General features: G+C 74.2%; 18 protein-coding genes. 8 read left to right on the top strand and 10 right to left on the bottom strand.

The features are described from left to right. Positions 1–552 (top strand): hypothetical protein (locus LG632_RS16315; RefSeq protein WP_226728032.1); only part of this gene is annotated, 552 nt, incomplete at its 5' end. A 48-nt stretch (positions 553–600) separates the two neighbouring features. On the opposite strand, the gene LG632_RS16310 is transcribed toward LG632_RS16315, so the two are convergent. Beyond that, positions 601–1,023: a MarR family winged helix-turn-helix transcriptional regulator gene (locus LG632_RS16310; protein WP_226728031.1), complete on the bottom strand. Its 423-nt coding sequence runs from the start codon at positions 1,021–1,023 to the stop codon at positions 601–603. A gap of 92 nt (positions 1,024–1,115) precedes the next feature. Here LG632_RS16310 and LG632_RS16305 point away from each other — a divergent pair, with 92 nt between their 5' ends. The 3 genes from LG632_RS16305 (at position 1,116) to LG632_RS16295 (ending at position 3,602) form a co-directional block, all read left to right on the top strand. Continuing rightward, positions 1,116–2,135: an NADP-dependent oxidoreductase gene (locus tag LG632_RS16305; RefSeq protein ID WP_226728030.1), complete on the top strand. Its 1,020-nt coding sequence runs from the start codon at positions 1,116–1,118 to the stop codon at positions 2,133–2,135. Positions 2,136–2,201: 66 nt separating this feature from the next. Continuing rightward, entirely contained in the window at positions 2,202–2,624 is a 423-nt protein-coding gene (locus LG632_RS16300) for an organic hydroperoxide resistance protein (RefSeq protein WP_226728028.1), read from the top strand. 81 nt (positions 2,625–2,705) lie between these two features. Then, positions 2,706–3,602, top strand: coding sequence for an EI24 domain-containing protein (locus LG632_RS16295; RefSeq protein WP_226728027.1), 897 nt, complete (start codon positions 2,706–2,708; stop codon positions 3,600–3,602). Positions 3,603–3,629: 27 nt separating this feature from the next. On the opposite strand, the gene LG632_RS16290 is transcribed toward LG632_RS16295, so the two are convergent. Beyond that, on the bottom strand, positions 3,630–4,508 hold the full coding sequence (locus LG632_RS16290) for an NAD(P)-dependent oxidoreductase (protein ID WP_226728025.1): 879 nt from the start codon (positions 4,506–4,508) through the stop codon (positions 3,630–3,632). Positions 4,509–4,614: 106 nt separating this feature from the next. Here LG632_RS16290 and LG632_RS16285 point away from each other — a divergent pair, with 106 nt between their 5' ends. After that, on the top strand, positions 4,615–4,950 hold the full coding sequence (locus LG632_RS16285; RefSeq protein ID WP_226728023.1) for a winged helix-turn-helix transcriptional regulator: 336 nt from the start codon (positions 4,615–4,617) through the stop codon (positions 4,948–4,950). A gap of 50 nt (positions 4,951–5,000) precedes the next feature. Here the strand turns inward: LG632_RS16285 and LG632_RS16280 are convergent, their stop codons facing one another. Next, positions 5,001–5,726: a carbon-nitrogen hydrolase family protein gene (locus LG632_RS16280; RefSeq protein ID WP_226728021.1), complete on the bottom strand. Its 726-nt coding sequence runs from the start codon at positions 5,724–5,726 to the stop codon at positions 5,001–5,003. Between the two features lie 5 nt (positions 5,727–5,731). Further along, positions 5,732–6,643: a LysR family transcriptional regulator gene (locus LG632_RS16275; RefSeq protein WP_226728019.1), complete on the bottom strand. Its 912-nt coding sequence runs from the start codon at positions 6,641–6,643 to the stop codon at positions 5,732–5,734. 48 nt (positions 6,644–6,691) lie between these two features. Between LG632_RS16275 and LG632_RS16270 the strand changes: the two genes are divergently transcribed. Further along, positions 6,692–7,483 carry an NAD(P)-dependent oxidoreductase gene (locus LG632_RS16270; protein WP_226728018.1) on the top strand — a complete coding sequence of 264 codons (792 nt, stop codon included), beginning with the start codon at positions 6,692–6,694 and terminating at the stop codon, positions 7,481–7,483. A gap of 100 nt (positions 7,484–7,583) precedes the next feature. Here the strand turns inward: LG632_RS16270 and LG632_RS16265 are convergent, their stop codons facing one another. Further along, on the bottom strand, positions 7,584–8,306 hold the full coding sequence (locus LG632_RS16265; protein ID WP_226728016.1) for a dioxygenase family protein: 723 nt from the start codon (positions 8,304–8,306) through the stop codon (positions 7,584–7,586). 121 nt (positions 8,307–8,427) lie between these two features. Continuing rightward, a complete protein-coding gene (locus LG632_RS16260; RefSeq protein ID WP_226728015.1) occupies positions 8,428–9,006 on the bottom strand; it encodes a TetR/AcrR family transcriptional regulator in 579 nt (192 codons plus the stop codon). Positions 9,007–9,200: 194 nt separating this feature from the next. On the opposite strand from LG632_RS16260, the gene LG632_RS16255 reads away from it, so the two are divergent. After that, positions 9,201–11,672, top strand: a complete 2,472-nt coding sequence (locus LG632_RS16255; protein ID WP_226728013.1) for a beta-glucosidase — start codon at positions 9,201–9,203, stop codon at positions 11,670–11,672. 42 nt (positions 11,673–11,714) lie between these two features. Here the strand turns inward: LG632_RS16255 and LG632_RS16250 are convergent, their stop codons facing one another. After that, on the bottom strand, positions 11,715–12,623 hold the full coding sequence (locus LG632_RS16250; RefSeq protein ID WP_226728011.1) for an SGNH/GDSL hydrolase family protein: 909 nt from the start codon (positions 12,621–12,623) through the stop codon (positions 11,715–11,717). 252 nt (positions 12,624–12,875) lie between these two features. Between LG632_RS16250 and LG632_RS16245 the strand changes: the two genes are divergently transcribed. Beyond that, positions 12,876–13,370 carry a DUF3145 domain-containing protein gene (locus LG632_RS16245; RefSeq protein ID WP_226728009.1) on the top strand — a complete coding sequence of 165 codons (495 nt, stop codon included), beginning with the start codon at positions 12,876–12,878 and terminating at the stop codon, positions 13,368–13,370. Between the two features lie 61 nt (positions 13,371–13,431). Here the strand turns inward: LG632_RS16245 and fabF are convergent, their stop codons facing one another. The 3 genes from fabF to LG632_RS16230 form a co-directional block, all read right to left on the bottom strand. Then, complete coding sequence (gene fabF, locus LG632_RS16240; RefSeq protein ID WP_226728008.1) at positions 13,432–14,697, bottom strand: beta-ketoacyl-ACP synthase II; 1,266 nt, start codon at positions 14,695–14,697, stop codon at positions 13,432–13,434. Positions 14,698–14,776: 79 nt separating this feature from the next. Continuing rightward, a complete protein-coding gene (locus tag LG632_RS16235; protein ID WP_125643072.1) occupies positions 14,777–15,025 on the bottom strand; it encodes an acyl carrier protein in 249 nt (82 codons plus the stop codon). A gap of 67 nt (positions 15,026–15,092) precedes the next feature. Beyond that, positions 15,093–16,097 (bottom strand): ketoacyl-ACP synthase III, encoded by a 1,005-nt coding sequence (locus LG632_RS16230; RefSeq protein ID WP_226728007.1) that lies wholly within the window; start codon positions 16,095–16,097, stop codon positions 15,093–15,095. Position 16,098: the final 1 nt, after the last annotated feature.

Here is a 16,098-nt window from a genome sequence, read left to right as displayed (position 1 = left end):
GACGGGCTCGTCGTGCTGGCCGCCCCCTACTCCGGGCGCGGTGGCGGAGCCGCCCGCCGCCGGGCCGGGGAGCGGCGCCGCCGCAAGACGGCCATGACCGCGGGGCTCGGGCTGCTGATCGCCGCGCTCGGCTCGTTCGTGGTGGCCCGGATCACCGCCGAGGCGCCGGCGTCGGCCACCGACCGCGCCTCCAGCGTGGTGCTGACCGACGACGGCCCCGCCCCGGATCCGGCCGCCCCGAGCGCCCCGGCGGGCGCCGGCACGGTGAGGCCCACGCTGGGTCAGGCCCCCAAGCCCTCGGGCAAGGCCACCGCCGGCGCGGGCAAGGGGCCCTCGCGCTCGCCGGTCAGCTCTCCCTCCGCCTCCACCTCGCCCCCGGCCCCGTCCACGAGCGGCGTGCCGTCACCGTCGGGCTCGGGCGGGCCCACGGCCACCACCGGTCCCACCGCCCCGGGCTCACCGAGGCCCGGCACCTCGACCCCGCCGCCGGGCCCGAGCCCCACGCCGACCAAGTCGTGCAGCTTCTGGGACAGGCTCTTCGGGCAGTGCTGAGCCCGGCGGGAACCCGGCCCGGCGTCCTGCGCGGCGTCCGGCCGGAGCTCAGCCCAGCATCCGCCGCAGCAGGTCCCTGAGCGCGGTCCGCTCCTCCTCCGACAGCGCCGCCAGCGGCTCCCGCGCGAAGTCCAGGGACTCCCGCAGCCGGTCGGCGGTCTGCATCCCCTCCTGCGTGGCGGCGGCCAGCTTCACCCGGCGGTCGGCCGGGTCCGGGCGGCGTTCGACCAGGCCCCGGCTCTCCAGCCGGTCCACGATCCCGGTGATGTTGGACGGTTCGCACTTCAGCTTCTGGGCGATCCGCCGCATCGGCGTCGCCTCCACGGCCAGCAGGCCGAGGACCCGCGCCTGGGCGCCGGTGAGCTGGTGGCTCGCGGCCGCCTGCTCGTACTCCTGGTGGTAGCGGGCCACGACATCGCCGATGAGCTCGACGACCTCGACGGTCAGGGGGTCCGTACGACGACTGGGCATGGCATCAGCGTACCGGTTTACTTGACAACATGAAATATCCAGGCGCATGGTTGTTTCAGTTCCTGAAGTAAATCCTTCCCTTGGAGCCTTCCATGTCCGTCATCCCTGCCGTCAGCCGCGAGTGGCACCTGGTCCGCCGTCCCCAGGGCTGGCCCGTCGCCGAGGACTTCGCCCTGCGCGAGGCGCCCGTGACCGCCCCCGCGCCCGGCCGGATCCTCGTGCGCAACCTCCACATGTCGGTGGACCCGTACATGCGCGGCCGGATGAACGACACGAAGTCGTACATCCCGCCGTTCCAGCTGGACCGGCCGATGGACGGCGGCGCGGTCGGCGAGGTCGTCGCCTCCGCGGCCGAGGGCTTCGCCGTCGGCGACCACGTCCTGCACGGGCTGGGCTGGCGCGAGTACGCGGACGTGGACGCCGCCCACGCCACCAAGGTGGACGCCTCCGTCGCCCCGCTCTCCAGCTACCTCGGCGTGCTCGGCATGCCGGGCCTGACCGCGTACGCCGGCCTGTTCGAGACCGCCTCCTTCAAGGAGGGCGACGCCGTCTTCGTCTCCGGCGCCGCCGGTGCGGTCGGCAGCCTGGTCGGCCAGTTCGCGAAGATCAAGGGCGCCTCGCGGGTGATCGGCTCGGCCGGCTCCGACGAGAAGGTGACGCTGCTCACCGAGAAGTACGGCTTCGACGCCGCCTTCAACTACAAGAACGGCCCCGTCGCCGAGCAGCTGAAGGAGGCCGCCCCCGAGGGCATCGACGTCTACTTCGACAACGTCGGCGGCGACCACCTCGAAGCCGCCATCGGCGCCCTGAAGGTGCACGGCCGCGCCACCCTGTGCGGTGCCATCGCCCAGTACAACGACACCGAGCCGGCCCCCGGCCCGCGCAACCTCGTCGCCGTCATCGGCAAGCGGCTGCGCCTGCAGGGCATCCTGGTCGGCGACCACTACGGCATCCAGGACCGCTTCGTCTCCGACGTGGCCGGCTGGCTCCGCTCGGGCGAGCTCGTCCACGACGAGACCGTCGTCGAGGGCGTGGAGAACGCCACCGACGCCTTCCTGGGCATGCTGCGCGGCGAGAACACCGGAAAGATGATCGTTTCTTTCACCCGTTAGGCTCTCCCTCACACCGTCACGACCGGGGCGCGAGTCGGGACGCCGACCAGGAGGATCGCAACACTCATGTCCATCCAGCAGTCCGACGTTCTCTACACCGCCGTGGCCACCGCCGAGAACGGCCGCGACGGCCGTGTCGCCACCGACGACGGCCAGCTCGACGTCGTCGTCAACCCGCCGAAGGCGATGGGCGGCAGCGGCGCGGGCACCAACCCCGAGCAGCTCTTCGCCGCCGGTTACAGCGCCTGCTTCCAGGGCGCCCTCGGCGTCGTCGCCCGCAACGAGGGCGCCGACATCTCCGGCTCCACCGTCACCGCCGAGGTCGGCATCGGCAAGAACGACGAGGGCTTCGGCCTGATCGTCAAGATCTCCGCCACGATCCCGAACGTGGACGACACCAAGGCCAAGGAGCTCATCGAGAAGGCCCACCAGGTCTGCCCGTACTCCAAGGCCACCCGCGGCAACATTACGGTCGAGCTGGCCGTCTGAGCGCCGTCCCGCGCGTGACCGCGAAGGCCGCACCCCGTCCGGGGTGCGGCCTTCGCCGTTCCCGCCCGTAAGCTGGCGACCATGGGAGATCTTGGGCGGGGATTCGGCCACCTGATGGCCGGACAGCGATGGGTGGCGCGGCACGGCCGCTGGTTCGGTTTCGGTCTGCTGCCGGGGCTGGTGTCGTTGGTGCTGTACGCCGGCGCACTGGTCGGCCTCGGGTACGGCGCCGACGACCTGGTGTCCTGGGCGACACCGTTCGCCGACGGCTGGGGCTCGCCCTGGCTCGGCCTGTTCCGCGGCTTCCTGACCGCCCTGCTGTTCAGCCTCGGCCTGTTCCTCTCCGTCATCACCTTCACCGCGGTGACCCTGCTGATCGGTGAGCCGTTCTACGAGTCCCTGTCGGAGCAGGTCGACCGCACCGAGGGCGGGGAGGTGCCCGAGTCCGGGCTCTCGCTGGGCCGTGAGCTGTGGATCTCGGCCCGCGACAGCGTGCGGCTGCTGGTCCGGGTGGTCTGCTACGGCATCGTGCTCTTCGCCCTCGGCTTCATCCCGGTGATCGGCCAGACGGTGGTCCCGGTGATCGGCTTCTGCGTCTCCGGCTTCTTCCTGAGCGTGGAGCTCACCAGTGTCGCCCTCCAGCGCCGCCGGGCGGAGCTCCCCGAGCGGCTGGCCCTGCTGCGCTCGCACCGGGCGATGGCCCTGGGCTTCGGCGTGCCGCTGGTCCTGGCCTTCCTGGTGCCGCTGGTGGCGGTCTTCCTGATGCCGGGCGCGGTGGCGGGCGCCACCTTGATGGTCCGCGAGCTGACCGGCGCCGAACCGGCCGGCGGGGACCGGACCGACGCCGGGCCCGCGGCCGGCCCGCACCAGGCTCCGCCCCCGGCTGCCGCGGGCGGCCCCGCCCCGTACCCGGCCGCGCCACCGCAGCACGGCTTCGGGCCGGCGCCCGCGCCCTTCCAGGACCCGCGGCAGGGCTGAGCCGGGCCCGGGCCGCCGGGTGTGCGGCTACGCCCGGTCCCGCAGCAGGGAGACCAGGCCGGCCGCCTCGTCGCCGCCCCGGGCCAGCTGGCGTTCCATCAGACGGAAGTAGGGCTGGACCAGGCCGGGGTCGACCCCCTGTTCCTCCGTCGTGCGCAGCAGCGTGGCGGTGGCCGCCACCTGCATGGCCAGGGGCGAGGCGGGTCCGGCCGCCGCGCCCGCGGCGTGCACGGCGGTCATGGCCCCCAGCCACTCGGTCAGCACCGAGGTGAAGGCCGCGCGGTCGACGTCCTCGCCCTCGACCAGGGCGAAGGCGTGGGTCATCCCGGCGAAGAGCCCGTACATCGCACACAGCAGGGCACCGTCGTGCAGGGCCGCCGCGCCCGGGTCCGTGCCCGCGAAGCGGGCGCCGGCCGGGACCTCCAGGGCCGCCCGGTGCCGGTCGAACAGCGCGCGGGAGCCGCTGTAGAAGACGTAGCCGCCGGAGTCCGGCACCCCGATCATCGGGGGCACGGCCATGATCCCGCCGTCCAGGAACCGGGCCCCGCGGCCCTCGGCCCACCGCGCCCGCTCGCGGGCCTCGGACGGCGTGCCGGTGACCAGGTCGACGAGGTCCTTGCCGGTCAGGTCGGCGTCGGCGAGGGCCGTGCCGACCGAGGCGTCGTCCAGCAGGCAGACGACGACCAGCTCGGCCGCGGCCACCGCGTCGGCGGCCGTGGCGGCGACGACGGCGCCCTCGGCCGCCAGGGCCTCGGCGCGGGCGGGCGTGCGGTTCCAGACGGTCAGGGGGTGCCCCGCGGCCAGCCAGGCGCGGGCGAGGGCGGTGCCCATGGCGCCCAGGCCGAGGAGGGCGACGGGGGTGCGGGCGGTTCGGTCGTTCGTACTGGTGTTCGCAGTCTGGGTCATGTCCCCAGCCTCGGCCCCGGCTGGAAGTGGATCAAGTACGTACTTCGAAGTGGGTGCTTACCCTGAGGTGAGCAAGCAGGTCGGAAGGACGGCAGGGGGAGCGGACATGGCGGTGGCGAAGCGGCCGGGCGCGGCGCAGTGCGGGCTCGACGCGGCGATGGAGGTCATGGGCGGCAAGTGGAAGGTGATCGTCCTGTGGGTCCTGGAGAGCGGACCGTGCCGGTTCGGTGAACTGCGCCGCCGCATCGAGGGGATCACCGAGAAGGTCCTCGCCGCGCACCTGCGCGAGATGGAGGCGGACGGCATCGTCCACCGCGAGGTCTACGACGAGGTCCCGCCCCGCGTGGAGTACTCCCTCACCCCGCTCGGCGCCGAACTCAACGAGGCCCTCGCCCCCTTGAGCGCCTGGGGCGCCAAGCACCGGATGCGCCAGCCGGCCTGACGCCCCGGCGGGCGCGGCGGCCGGGCGTCCGGCCGTCCGGCGGCTCCGCGTCAGCGCCCCGCCGCCGGTCCCGGCACGTCCGCGACGGCCAGCCCCGGGGTGCGGCCGTCCGCCTCCGCCAGCAGGGTGCCGTCCGGCGCCCACACCGCGGCGCCGCCGCAGCCGGTCCACGGCCCGGCCGGGCCGACGTGGTTGGCGAGGGCGACGTACAGGCCGTGGTCGCGCGCGAGGGCCGGGTACACCGTGGCCCGCTCCCGCACGCCCGCGCCGGTGCCGTACAGCGAGCTGGCCAGGTGCACCCGGCAGCCGTCGGCCGCGCCGCGGGCGGCGAGCTCCGGGAAGTGGTTGTCGTAGCAGGTGGCCAGGCAGAACCGCAGGCCGCCGAGTTCGAAGCGGCCGTCGCCGGTGCCCGCCGCGAAGTGCGCGTGCTCCTGCTCGTAGAGGTGCTGCTTGGCGTACGTGGTCAGCAGCGTGCCGTCGGCGTCGTGGACCAGCGAGGCGATCAGCGGACGGGGACCGCCGCCCGGCACGGCGCAGTTGACGACCGTGGCGATCCCGCTGGAGCGCAGCGGGTCCAGCCGCGGGTCGTCCGCCGTCACCAGGAGCGACGGGTCACCGGCCAGCGCCGGCAGCTCGTAGCCGGTGAGGACGAGTTCGGGCAGCACCACGAGCCCGGCACCCTCCTCCCGCGCCCGTACGGCCAGGGCCGCGGCCCGGGCGGCGTTGGCGGGTATGTCGGCGGGGACGCAGGTCAGCTGGGCGGCGGCGATCCTCATGCGGCTCAGGATGCCAGGCGGCCCGCGGCCTGCCGCAGCAGCGCCAGGAAGGCGGCGACCGCCGGGGTGGGGGCCGGGCCGCGCGGCGTGGCCGCGTACACGGCGCGCCAGGGGGCGTCGTCGGGGTGCAGGGCGACCAGCGCGAGGTCCGGCCGGGCGGCGCACGCCGCCAGCGCCGGGACCAGCGTGACGCCCAGACCGGCCGCGACGAAACCCTGTTTCGCGATCCACTCGGCCACCACGAAGCCGGGGCGCGGGCGGAACCCGTCGGCCACGGCCGTCCGCATCAGGGTCTGCTCCGGGCGCGTGCTGCCCGCGATCCACTCCTCGTCCGCGAGCTCCGCCAGCCGCACGTCGGTGCGGCCGGCCAGCGGATGGCTCCGGGGCAGGGCCACGTACATCCGCTCGTCCAGCAGATGGTGCAGCTCCACCCCGTCCGGGGCCCCCTCGGGCGCGGTGACGACGGCGAGGTCGAGCTCACCGGCGGTCAGCAGCTGGAGCAGCCCGGCCGAGAGCCCCTCGGCCCGGGTCACGCGTACCCCCGGATGCCGGGCCCGGAAGGCGGCCAGCGCGCTCGGCAGCAACTGGGCGTCGGCCGTGGCGAACGCGCCGATCCGCAGCCGCCCGGCGGCCAGCGTGCGCAGCGCCTCGATCTCGGCGCGCGCCGTGGCCAGGCGCGCCTCGACGGCCTCGGCGTGCGGCAGCAGCACGCGGCCGGCCTCGGTGAGCCGCACCCCGCGCGGCAGCCGGTCGAACAGCGGCACCCCCCACTCGTCCTCCAGGGTCTGGATCTGCCGGGACACCGCGGACTGGGTGTAGCCGAGCGTCCGGGCGGCCGCGGTGAAGGAGGAGTCGCGGGCCACCCGCAGGAAGACCGTGTACAGGCTCATGCTCTGCGGATTGGGCATGGCAGCCATGCTAGACATTCGCTTGTCGCATGGCGGGACGGCTCCTAGCGTCGAGGCATGGAGAAGATCGCATTCCTCGGGCTCGGCGCCATGGGCCTGCCGATGGCCCGTCACCTGCTCGCCTCGGGCCGCTCGTTGACCGTCTGGAACCGGACGGCGGCCAAGGCCGCCCCGCTCGCCGGGGAGGGCGCGACCGTCGCCGCGTCCCCGGCCGAGGCCGTGCGCGACGCGGACGTCGTCGTCACCATGCTGGCCGACGCACCGGCCGCCCTCGCCGTGGCGGACGAGATCGTGCCGGCCCTGCGGCCGGGCACCCACTGGATCGACACCTCGACCATCGGCCCGGACGCCGTACGGGAGCTGGCCGGGCGGCTGCCGGCCGGGGTGACGCTGACCGACGCGCCCGTGATGGGCAGTGTGGACCGGGCCGCGAACGGCGGGCTGTGGGTGCTCGCGGGCGGCCCGCTGCCCGGGCCGGTCGCCGAGGTGCTCGACCTGCTCGGCGAGGTCACCCGGTGCGGCCCGGCCGGCTCGGGCGCCGCCCTCAAGCTCGTGCTGATCAACGCGGCGATCGGCGGGGTCGCGCTGGTCGCCGAGTCGCTGGAACTGGGCCGGACGCTGGGCCTGCCCGAGGAACTGCTGCGCGCCGAACTGGCCAAGGGCCCGCTGGCCGGGGCGGTCGCCCGGGCGTACTCCGACGTCGCCCACTTCCCGGTGCGGCTGGCCGCCAAGGACGTCGCCCTGGCCACCGCGCTCGCCCCGCTGCCGGTGCTGGAGGCCGTCCACGACGCCCTGGCCGGGCGGACGGACCTGGCGGACCGGGACCTGTCGGCCGTCCGCACCCGCTGATCCCGTCCGCGCCCGCTGCCCGCTGCCCGGCCCGTCGCCCGCCGCCCGCCGAGCTCCGACCGCTGCCGGCGTCCATGGGCCGGCGGCCCGGCGGCCCGGCTCAGGCGATGCCGATGACGTACTCCGCCTGATAGCCGGAGTCGCCGTCCGGGACCGGCTTGAGGGTCATGGTGGGGCCGAAGTCGCGGTAGCGGCTGTCGCGGCCGTTGGGGTTCTTCGGCGCGGTGCGCCCGGCGTACGGCGCGCCGGCGTAGACCTGCCGCAGCAGGTCCTCGGGGAAGTACAGCTGCGAGGCGGTCTCGGTCCGGGTCTCCGGGCGCACCTTGAAGTGGATGTGCGGGGCCAGGCCCGCGTACCAGCCCGGCACGATCGTCCGGAACGTCACCTTCCCGGCCCGGTCGGTGATCTGGGTGCCGCGCAGGAACGTGTCGCCGCCCAGCGAGTAGGAACCGGAGGCGTCGGCCTGCCACAGGTCGATCGGCACCCCGGCCAGCGGTCGGCAGCCGGCGGAGACCCGCACCACCGTCAGGTCCAGCCGCAGCGGGACCCCTTCGCGGTCCTCGACGACGTCGGACCGGGCCCGGTCGAGGTCGACGTAGTACGGGCCCGTACCGGCCTCCGGGGTGAGCACGCACTGCGGGGCGGCCGCCCCCGGGACCGTGGCCGACGCCGCCGCCGGGGCGGCCGGCCGGCGGGCGGAACCGGAGCCGCCGGAGGTGCCGGCGGAGCCGGAGCAGGCGGAGGTCAGGGCGGCGATGCCGGCCGAGCCGGCGGCGAGCAGCACCGTACGGCGGCGGGGCCGGGCCGGGGCGTCGTCGGTCATGCGCACCTCTCACGTGGGCTCACGGGGGCCGTCGGACGGCGGCGTACGCCGCCCACCGTGCCGCACCCCGGCGGCCGGGCCCGCGACCGACACACCCGCCCGCCCGGGACGGCGTAGCGGCCTACGCCCCGGCACCGCCGTGGAGCAGCGTCAGGAAGGAGCGGAACGCCGCCGGCATGTCCACCGCCTCCGGGGCGAGCAGCCACTGGTACTGCAGGCCGTCCATCACGGCCGTCAGCAGCGGGGCCGCCTCCTCGGGGGTCAGGCCCGAGGGCAGCCGGTCGCCGAACTCCGCCCGCAGCACCGCCGCCATCTCCGCGCGGACCTGCGCGTACCGCTCGGTGAAGAACTCCCGGGCCGGATGACCGTCCGTCACGCTCTCGCCGAGCAGCGCCGAGAAGGTCTGCACGATCCCGGGCCGCATCGCGTTGTAGTCCACCAGCGAGGCCAGCAGGTCCAGCCGCCACTGCCCGGCCGAGGCGCGGGCGCCGCCGCCGGTGTCCCAGCGGTCCCGCTCCTCCAGCACCGCCACCAGCAGGGCCTCCTTGGTGGGGAAGTAGTGCAGCAGCCCCTGCTGGGTGAGGCCCACGCGCTCGGCGACGGCGGCCAGGGACGCGCCGCGGTACCCCCGCTCGGCGATCACCTCGACGGCGGCCCGGACGATGTCCGCCCGCCGCTCCTCGCTCTTCGCCCTGACCATGGCCCTCCGCCCCTTCGTCGCGCTCGCAGCAGGACCGTACGCCATAAGCCTCGTCACGAAAACATAACGAACCCTACCGCTCCACAGGTCAACGGGTCCACGATGGGGTCGGCCCCTGGACCCTGGATCCCGCCACGCCGCGGTCCGCACTCCCGCCCCCCACCCCCACCCGCACCCGACGAGGAGGCACGGCCGTGCCCTCAGACGCCCGCACCCGCGACCAGGCCCGCACCGACGCGGTGGAAGCCGCCCTCGACAAGCTCGACCTCGACACCAAGACCCGCCTGCTGGCCGGGCAGGACATGTGGACCCTGCCGGCCCTGCCCGAGATCGGCCTGGGCCCGCTGGTGATGTCCGACGGCCCGATCGGGGTCCGCGGGGTGCGCTGGAGCGCCGACGACCCCTCGATCGCCCTGCCCTCGCCGACCGCGCTGGCCGCCGCCTGGGACCCGGCCCTCGCCCGCCGGGCCGGCCGGCTGCTCGCCCAGGAGGCCCGCCGCAAGGGCGTCCACGTGCTCCTCGCCCCCACCGTCAACCTGCACCGCTCCCCGCTCGGCGGCCGGCACTTCGAGTGCTGCTCCGAGGACCCGCTGCTCACCGGGGCCGTCGGCACCGGGTACGTCCAGGGCGTCCAGGACGGCGGGGTCGGCACCACCGTCAAGCACTTCGTGGGCAACGACGCCGAGACCGAGCGCTTCACCGTCGACAACGCCATCGCCCCGCGCCCGCTGCGCGAGCTGTACCTGGCGCCGTTCGAGGCCATCGTGAAGAACGCCCGCCCCTGGGGCGTCATGACGGCGTACAACCAGGTCAACGGCACCACCATGACCGAGCACCGCCACCTGGTGAACGAAGTCCTGCGCGGCGACTGGGGCTTCGACGGCTGCAACGTCTCCGACTGGATGGCGGCCCGCTCCACCACCGGCTGCATCGAGGGCGGCCTCGACGTGGCCATGCCCGGCCCGCAGACCGTCTACGGCCCCGCCCTCGCCGAGGCCGTACGCGCCGGCGAGGTCGGCGAGGACGCCGTCGACGGCGCCGTGCGCAACGTGCTGCGCCTGGCCGCCCGGGTGGGCCTGCTGGCCGGGGCCCCCGCCGCGGTCGCCGAGCCGCCCGCCGCGATCGACGGCCGGGCCCTGGCCCGGGAGATCGCCGCCCGCTCCTTCGTCCTGGTCCGCAACGAGGGCGGCGCCCTCCCGCTGGACGCCTCCGCCGGTCGTACGGTCGCCCTGATCGGCGCGGCCGCCCGCGACGCCCGGGTGCTGGGCGGTGGCTCGGCCACGGTCTTCCCCGAGCGCGTGGTCTCCCCGCTCGACGGCCTCGGCGCCGCGCTGCCGCCGGGCGCCCTCACGTACGCCGTCGGCGCCGAGCCCAGCGACGAACTGGCCGCGGCAGACCAGGGGTTCGTCCTGCGCGCCGTCTGCCGCGACGCCGCCGGCACGGTCCTGGGCACCGGAACGCTGCCCAGCGGCCAGGTCCAGTGGATCGGGGACGACCTGCCGGCCGGGGTCACCTACGAGGCCCTGGCCTCCATCGAGGTCACGGGCACCTTCACCCCGCGCGAGAGCGGCGCGCACGCCTTCGGCACCCGGGGACTGGGCGCCTTCGCCCTCACCGTCGGCGGCGAGCCGCTGTGGGAGGGCGTCCAGGAGATGGGCGACGAGGCCGACCCCTTCGAGGCGTTCTTCGGCGCCCCCTGCGAACGCGGCCGGACCACCCTCACCGCGGGCGAGCCGGTCGAGGTCTCGCTGCGGTACCAGGTGGGTGACCTCAGCGAGCTGCCGCTCAAGGCGATCATGTTCTCGCTGCTGCACCTCGGCCCGCGCCGCCCCGCGGACGAGCTGATCGCCGAGGCCGTGGCGGCCGCCCGGGCCGCCGACACCGCCGTGGTGGTCGTCGCCACCACCGAGCGGGTGGAGTCCGAGGGCTTCGACCGCACGGACCTGCGACTGCCCGGCCGGCAGGACGACCTGGTCCGCGCGGTGGCCGCGGCCAACCCGAACACCGTCGTGGTCGTCAACGCCGGCTCCCCGGTGGAGCTGCCCTGGCGCGAGGAGGTGGCCGCCGTCCTGATCGGCTGGTTCCCCGGCCAGGAGGGCGGCGCGGCCCTGGCCGACGTCCTGCTCGGCGCCGCGGAGCCCGGCGGGCGGCTGCCCACCACCTGGCCGGCGCGCCTGGCCGACGCCCCCGTCACCGAGGTCGTGCCCGCCGACGGCCGCCTGGAGTACACCGAGGGCCTCTTCATCGGCTACCGCGCCTACGAGCGGCACGGCGTCACCCCCGCCTACCCCTTCGGTCACGGCCTGGGCTACACCGACTGGGCGTACGAGTCGCTGGAGGCCCGCGAGGACGCCGTCCGGGTCCGCGTGCGCAACACCGGCACCCGCCCCGGCCGCGAGACGGTCCAGGTCTATCTGGCCCCCGTCGAGGACACCGCCGAGCGCCCGGCGGCCTGGCTCGCCGGGTTCGCGAGCGTCACGGCGGGCCCCGGCGAGAGCGTCGAGGCGGAGATCCCCCTGCCCGCCCGGGCCTTCGAGATCTGGGACGAGGAGCTCGGCGACTGGCGGCGGGTCGCCGGTGCCTACGAGGTCCGCGCGAGCCACTCGTACGCCGATCCGCGGCTGACGGCAACCCTGCACGTCCGAGTGGCCGAAAAACACCCATGAACGGGGCCGGGGCGGCACCTGACGGAGGGTCCCCGGCCCGTACTACGCCGGCGGCTCGGGCGAGGTGACCTGGCGGTGCGCCAGCTCCGCCAGCCGCGCCTGGCCGTTCTTGCCCGGGTGGAACCAGTCCCAGCGGCTCAACTGCTCGGGCGTGAACGGGAACTGGAACACCGCCCCGCCGTCGTAGCGGCACAGCGCGTCCTTCGCGCAGACCTCGCGCAGCGCCTCGTTGTACGCCACCACCCGGGCGCGTACCTGCTCGCGCCGGGCCGTGGCCGCGGGCCCCAGCGACTGGGGCTCCGCCAGCATCGACTGGCAGATCCCCAGCTTCCAGATCTGCCGGCCGACGGGGCTGTCCTTGCCCTGCTCCCACAGCCGCTGGAGGTCCGGCACGCTGGAGACGTAGACCTGCGTCTTCGGCGAGGCCGCGCGCAGACCGGCGAGCGCCTGCTCGAAACCGGCGCGGAACTCCGCCACCGGGGTCATCGCCGAAGCGGTGGGCCGGCAGGCGTCGTTCGAGCCGACCATCACGGTGACCAGGTCGGGGCGGTGCTGCGCCGCCGCGGCCATCTGGCCGGGCAGGTCGGCCATCCGGGAGCCGGTCACCGCGTAGTTCCAGGTGCCGACCGCCGCCTGCGCCTGGCCCAGCAGCCGGCTGGCCAGCGAGTGGACCTCGGGGTCGGTGCCGGTCGCCCAGGACGCCTCGGGGCAGTCCGCGAGAACCGAACAGGCATCGAAACCACGGGTGATGGAGTCACCCACAGCGGCGATGGACGCCGGGGAGGTGTTCCAGCGCGGCGCCGGGTGCCCGGTGGCCTGCCCGTCCCGCTCCCCGCCGGTCCCCGAACCCCCGCTCGAACAGCCCGTCACCCCCGCGACCAGCACAACTGCCGCCGCGCCGGCGCCCGCGAGGGCGCGTGACGCGCGTCGGGGCGCGGGGGTGGTACGCATCGGCCGGAATCCTCCCTCGTCGCCCCCCGTCCACGGGGGGCGTCCTGCTGAGTGAATGCTCTGTGTCCACGGGCTTCGGAGCGACCGTACGTCACACCAGGACGGCTGCCGCACGGTAGCTTTTCCCCCGTGGCGTTTCGGCCGCCGGCCCCGTGGCGCATTGTCCGATCTTTTCCGGTAAGTTACATCACGTCACATAGTGTCCGTTTTCAGGAGTTTCATTCCCGACCTCGTCCCACACTGGAGGTCCCGGTGACGACACGTGGAGTTCTGTACGTGCACTCCGCCCCGCGCGCGCTCTGTCCGCATGTGGAGTGGGCGGTCGCGGGCGTGCTCGGGGTGCGGGTGAACCTCGACTGGATCAGGCAGCCCGCCTCCCCGGGCACCTGGAGAGCGGAGTTCTCCTGGCAGGCCGAGGCGGGCACCGCCTCGAAGCTGGCCTCCGCGCTGCGCGGCTGGCACCTGCTGCGGTTCGAGGTCACCGCCGAGCCCTGCGCCACCGCCGAGGGCGAGCGCTACAGCTCGACCCCCGACCTCGGGATCTTCCACGCCGTCACCGGCATGCACGGCGACATCCTGGTGCCCGAGGACCGGCTGCGGGCCGCGCTGGCGCGCGCCGCGCGCGGCGAGACCGACCTGGAGGCGGAGATCGCCCGGCTCCTGGGCAAGCCCTGGGACGACGAGCTGGAGCCCTTCCGCTACGCCGGCGAGGGCGCCCCGGTGCGCTGGCTCCACCAAGTGGTCTGACGCGCAAGGGCCCCCTCCCCGCGCCGCGGGGAGGGGGCCCTTACGTCGTCGAGCGCGTCCGTCAGACGGTGCGGAAGGCCAGCGTCACGTTGTGGCCACCGAAACCGAACGAGTTGTTGATCGCGGCGATGGGGCCCTCGGCGGGCAGCGCGCGCGGCTCGCCCACGACGATGTCGGCGTCGATGTCGTCGTCCAGCTCGTCCACGTTGATGGTCGGCGGGGCCGTCCGGTGGTAGAGGGCCAGCACGGTCGCCACGGTCTCGATGCCGCCGGCGCCGCCCAGCAGGTGACCGGTCATCGACTTGGTGGCGGAGACGGCCACGTGGTCGAGGTCGTCACCGAGGACCTTGCGCAGCGCCTTGATCTCCGCGCTGTCACCCTGCGGGGTGGACGTCGCGTGGGCGTTGACGTGGACGATCTCGGAGGGCTTCAGACCGGTGTTGTCCAGCAGGTTCTGCACCGCCGCGGCGACACCGCGGCCGGTCGGCTCGGGCTGCGCGATGTGGTGCGAGTCGGCCGACAGGCCCTGGCCCAGCACCTCGCAGTACACGCGGGCACCGCGCGCGGCCGCGTGCTCGGCGGACTCCAGGACCACGACACCGGCGCCCTCGCCGAGGACGAAGCCGTCACGGGCCTTGTCGTACGGGCGGGAGGCCTTCTCGGGCTCCTCGTTGTTCTTGGACATCGCCATCATGTTGGCGAACGCGGCGATCGGCAGGGGGTGGATCGCCGCCTCGGTGCCGCCGGCGACGACCACGTCGGCGCGGCCGGTACGGATCATCTCCACGGCGTAGCCGATGGCCTCGGCACCCGACGCGCAGGCGCTGACCGGGGTGTGCACGCCCGCCTGGGCGTTGACCTCCAGGCCGACGTTGGCCGACGGGCCGTTCGGCATGAGCATGGGGACGGTGTGCGGGGAGACCCGCCGCACCCCCTTCTCCTTCAGTACGTCGTACTGGTCGAGCAGGGTCGTGACACCGCCGATGCCGGAGGCGATCACGGTGCCCAGACGCTCCGGGGAGACGGAGGAGTCCTCGCCGGCCCGGGCGGTGTAGCCGGCGTCGGCCCACGCCTCCTTGGCGGCGATCAGGGCGAACTGGGCGGAGCGGTCCAGCTTGCGGGCCAGCGGCCGGGGCAGGACCTCGCTCGGGTCGACGGCGACCGGAGCGGCGATACGGACGGGCAGGTCGGCGAAGCGCTCACCCTCCAGGGGCTTGACTCCGGAACGACCGGCCAGCAGACCTTCCCAGGTCGAAGCGCTGTCGCCACCCAGCGGAGTGGTTGCGCCGATACCGGTGACGACCACGGTGCGATTGGTCGGGCTCACAGGAATTCATTCTCCACAAATAGAGGGTGCGAAATGTTTCACGGCGCCACCGCCAGGTGGCGACAAACGCTGATCAGGCTCAGGCCTGGTGGTCGAGGATGTACTTCGCGGCGTCGCCGACCGTCTTCAGGTTCTTGACGTCCTCGTCCGGGATCTTGACGTCGAAGCGCTCTTCGGCCGCGACGACGACCTCGACCATGGACAGCGAGTCGACGTCCAGGTCGTCGGTGAAGGACTTGCCCTCCTCGACGTCCTCGACCGGGATCCCGGCGATCTCGTTCACGATCTCCGCGAGACCCTCGATGATCTCTTCCTTGGTGGCGGCCATGTGCGCGCTCCTTCTGTGACTGTGTGGTGGATCAGGTGGTGCAAGGGAGGGATGTGGATCCCGGGCCCTAGGGGAGGGTAACGACCGTCGCGGCGTAGACGAGCCCCGCCCCGAAGCCGATGACGAGCGCGGTGTCGCCGCTCTTCGCCGCTCCGGTCGCCAGGAGCCGCTCCATCGCGAGCGGGATCGAGGCGGCGGAGGTGTTGCCGGTGTTCTCCACGTCACGGGCGACCGTCACGTGCTCCGGCAGCTTCAGAGTCTTCACCATCGAGTCGATGATCCGCATATTGGCCTGGTGCGGGATGAAGACGTCCAGGTCGTCCGCGGTGATCCCGGCGGCGTCGAGCGCCTGCTGGGCCACCTTCGCCATCTCGAAGACGGCCCAGCGGAAGACCGCCTGGCCCTCCTGCGTGATGGCGGGGAACTTCTCGCCGGCCTCGCGGCCGAGGTACTGGTCCCACGGCACGGTCTGCTTGATGGTCTCGGACTTGTCGCCCTCCGAACCCCACACCGTGGGGCCGATCGCGGGCTCCTTCGAGGGGCCGACGACCACGGCGCCGGCGCCGTCACCGAACAGGAACGCCGTCGCGCGGTCCTCCAGGTCCGTCAGGTCCGAGAGCCGCTCGACCCCGATGACCAGGACGTACTCCGCGGAACCCTCGACCACCAGGCCCTTGGCCAGGGTCAGGCCGTAGCCGAACCCGGCGCAGCCCGCGGAGATGTCGAACGCGGCGGGCTTGCCCGCGCCGATCCGGTCGGCGATCTCCGTCGCCACCGCGGGGGTCTGCTTGAAGTGCGAGACCGTCGAGACGATCACGGCACCGATCTGCTCGGGGGAGATCCCGGCGTCGGCCAGGGCCTTGCCCGAGGCCTCCACCGACATCGCGGCCACGGTCTCCTCGGGGGAGGCCCAGTGGCGGGTGGCGATGCCGGAACGGGAACGGATCCACTCGTCGGACGAGTCGATCGTCTCCAGGATCACCTCGTTGGGCACGACACGCGTCGGGCGGTAGCCGCCGACGCCGAGGATGCGCGCGTACGGGGAGCCCTTGGCAGGCTTGATCTTCGACATG

Source organism: Streptomyces antimicrobicus, from assembly GCF_020532625.1.
Lineage (GTDB): Bacteria > Actinomycetota > Actinomycetes > Streptomycetales > Streptomycetaceae > Streptomyces > Streptomyces antimicrobicus.
The sequence above is the reverse complement of the archived record's forward strand: the minus strand, read 5'-3'. Positions and strand labels throughout refer to the sequence as shown.

Coding starts and splice junctions, on each gene's coding strand:
- LG632_RS16310 (WP_226728031.1), bottom strand. CDS start 1,023: ATGCCCAGTCGTCGTACGGACCCCCTGACCGTCGAGGTCGTCGAGCTC.
- LG632_RS16305 (WP_226728030.1), top strand. CDS start 1,116: ATGTCCGTCATCCCTGCCGTCAGCCGCGAGTGGCACCTGGTCCGCCGT.
- LG632_RS16300 (WP_226728028.1), top strand. CDS start 2,202: ATGTCCATCCAGCAGTCCGACGTTCTCTACACCGCCGTGGCCACCGCC.
- LG632_RS16295 (WP_226728027.1), top strand. CDS start 2,706: ATGGGAGATCTTGGGCGGGGATTCGGCCACCTGATGGCCGGACAGCGA.
- LG632_RS16290 (WP_226728025.1), bottom strand. CDS start 4,508: ATGACCCAGACTGCGAACACCAGTACGAACGACCGAACCGCCCGCACC.
- LG632_RS16285 (WP_226728023.1), top strand. CDS start 4,615: ATGGCGGTGGCGAAGCGGCCGGGCGCGGCGCAGTGCGGGCTCGACGCG.
- LG632_RS16280 (WP_226728021.1), bottom strand. CDS start 5,726: ATGAGGATCGCCGCCGCCCAGCTGACCTGCGTCCCCGCCGACATACCC.
- LG632_RS16275 (WP_226728019.1), bottom strand. CDS start 6,643: ATGGCTGCCATGCCCAATCCGCAGAGCATGAGCCTGTACACGGTCTTC.
- LG632_RS16270 (WP_226728018.1), top strand. CDS start 6,692: ATGGAGAAGATCGCATTCCTCGGGCTCGGCGCCATGGGCCTGCCGATG.
- LG632_RS16265 (WP_226728016.1), bottom strand. CDS start 8,306: ATGACCGACGACGCCCCGGCCCGGCCCCGCCGCCGTACGGTGCTGCTC.
- LG632_RS16260 (WP_226728015.1), bottom strand. CDS start 9,006: ATGGTCAGGGCGAAGAGCGAGGAGCGGCGGGCGGACATCGTCCGGGCC.
- LG632_RS16250 (WP_226728011.1), bottom strand. CDS start 12,623: ATGCGTACCACCCCCGCGCCCCGACGCGCGTCACGCGCCCTCGCGGGC.
- LG632_RS16235 (WP_125643072.1), bottom strand. CDS start 15,025: ATGGCCGCCACCAAGGAAGAGATCATCGAGGGTCTCGCGGAGATCGTG.
- LG632_RS16230 (WP_226728007.1), bottom strand. CDS start 16,097: ATGTCGAAGATCAAGCCTGCCAAGGGCTCCCCGTACGCGCGCATCCTC.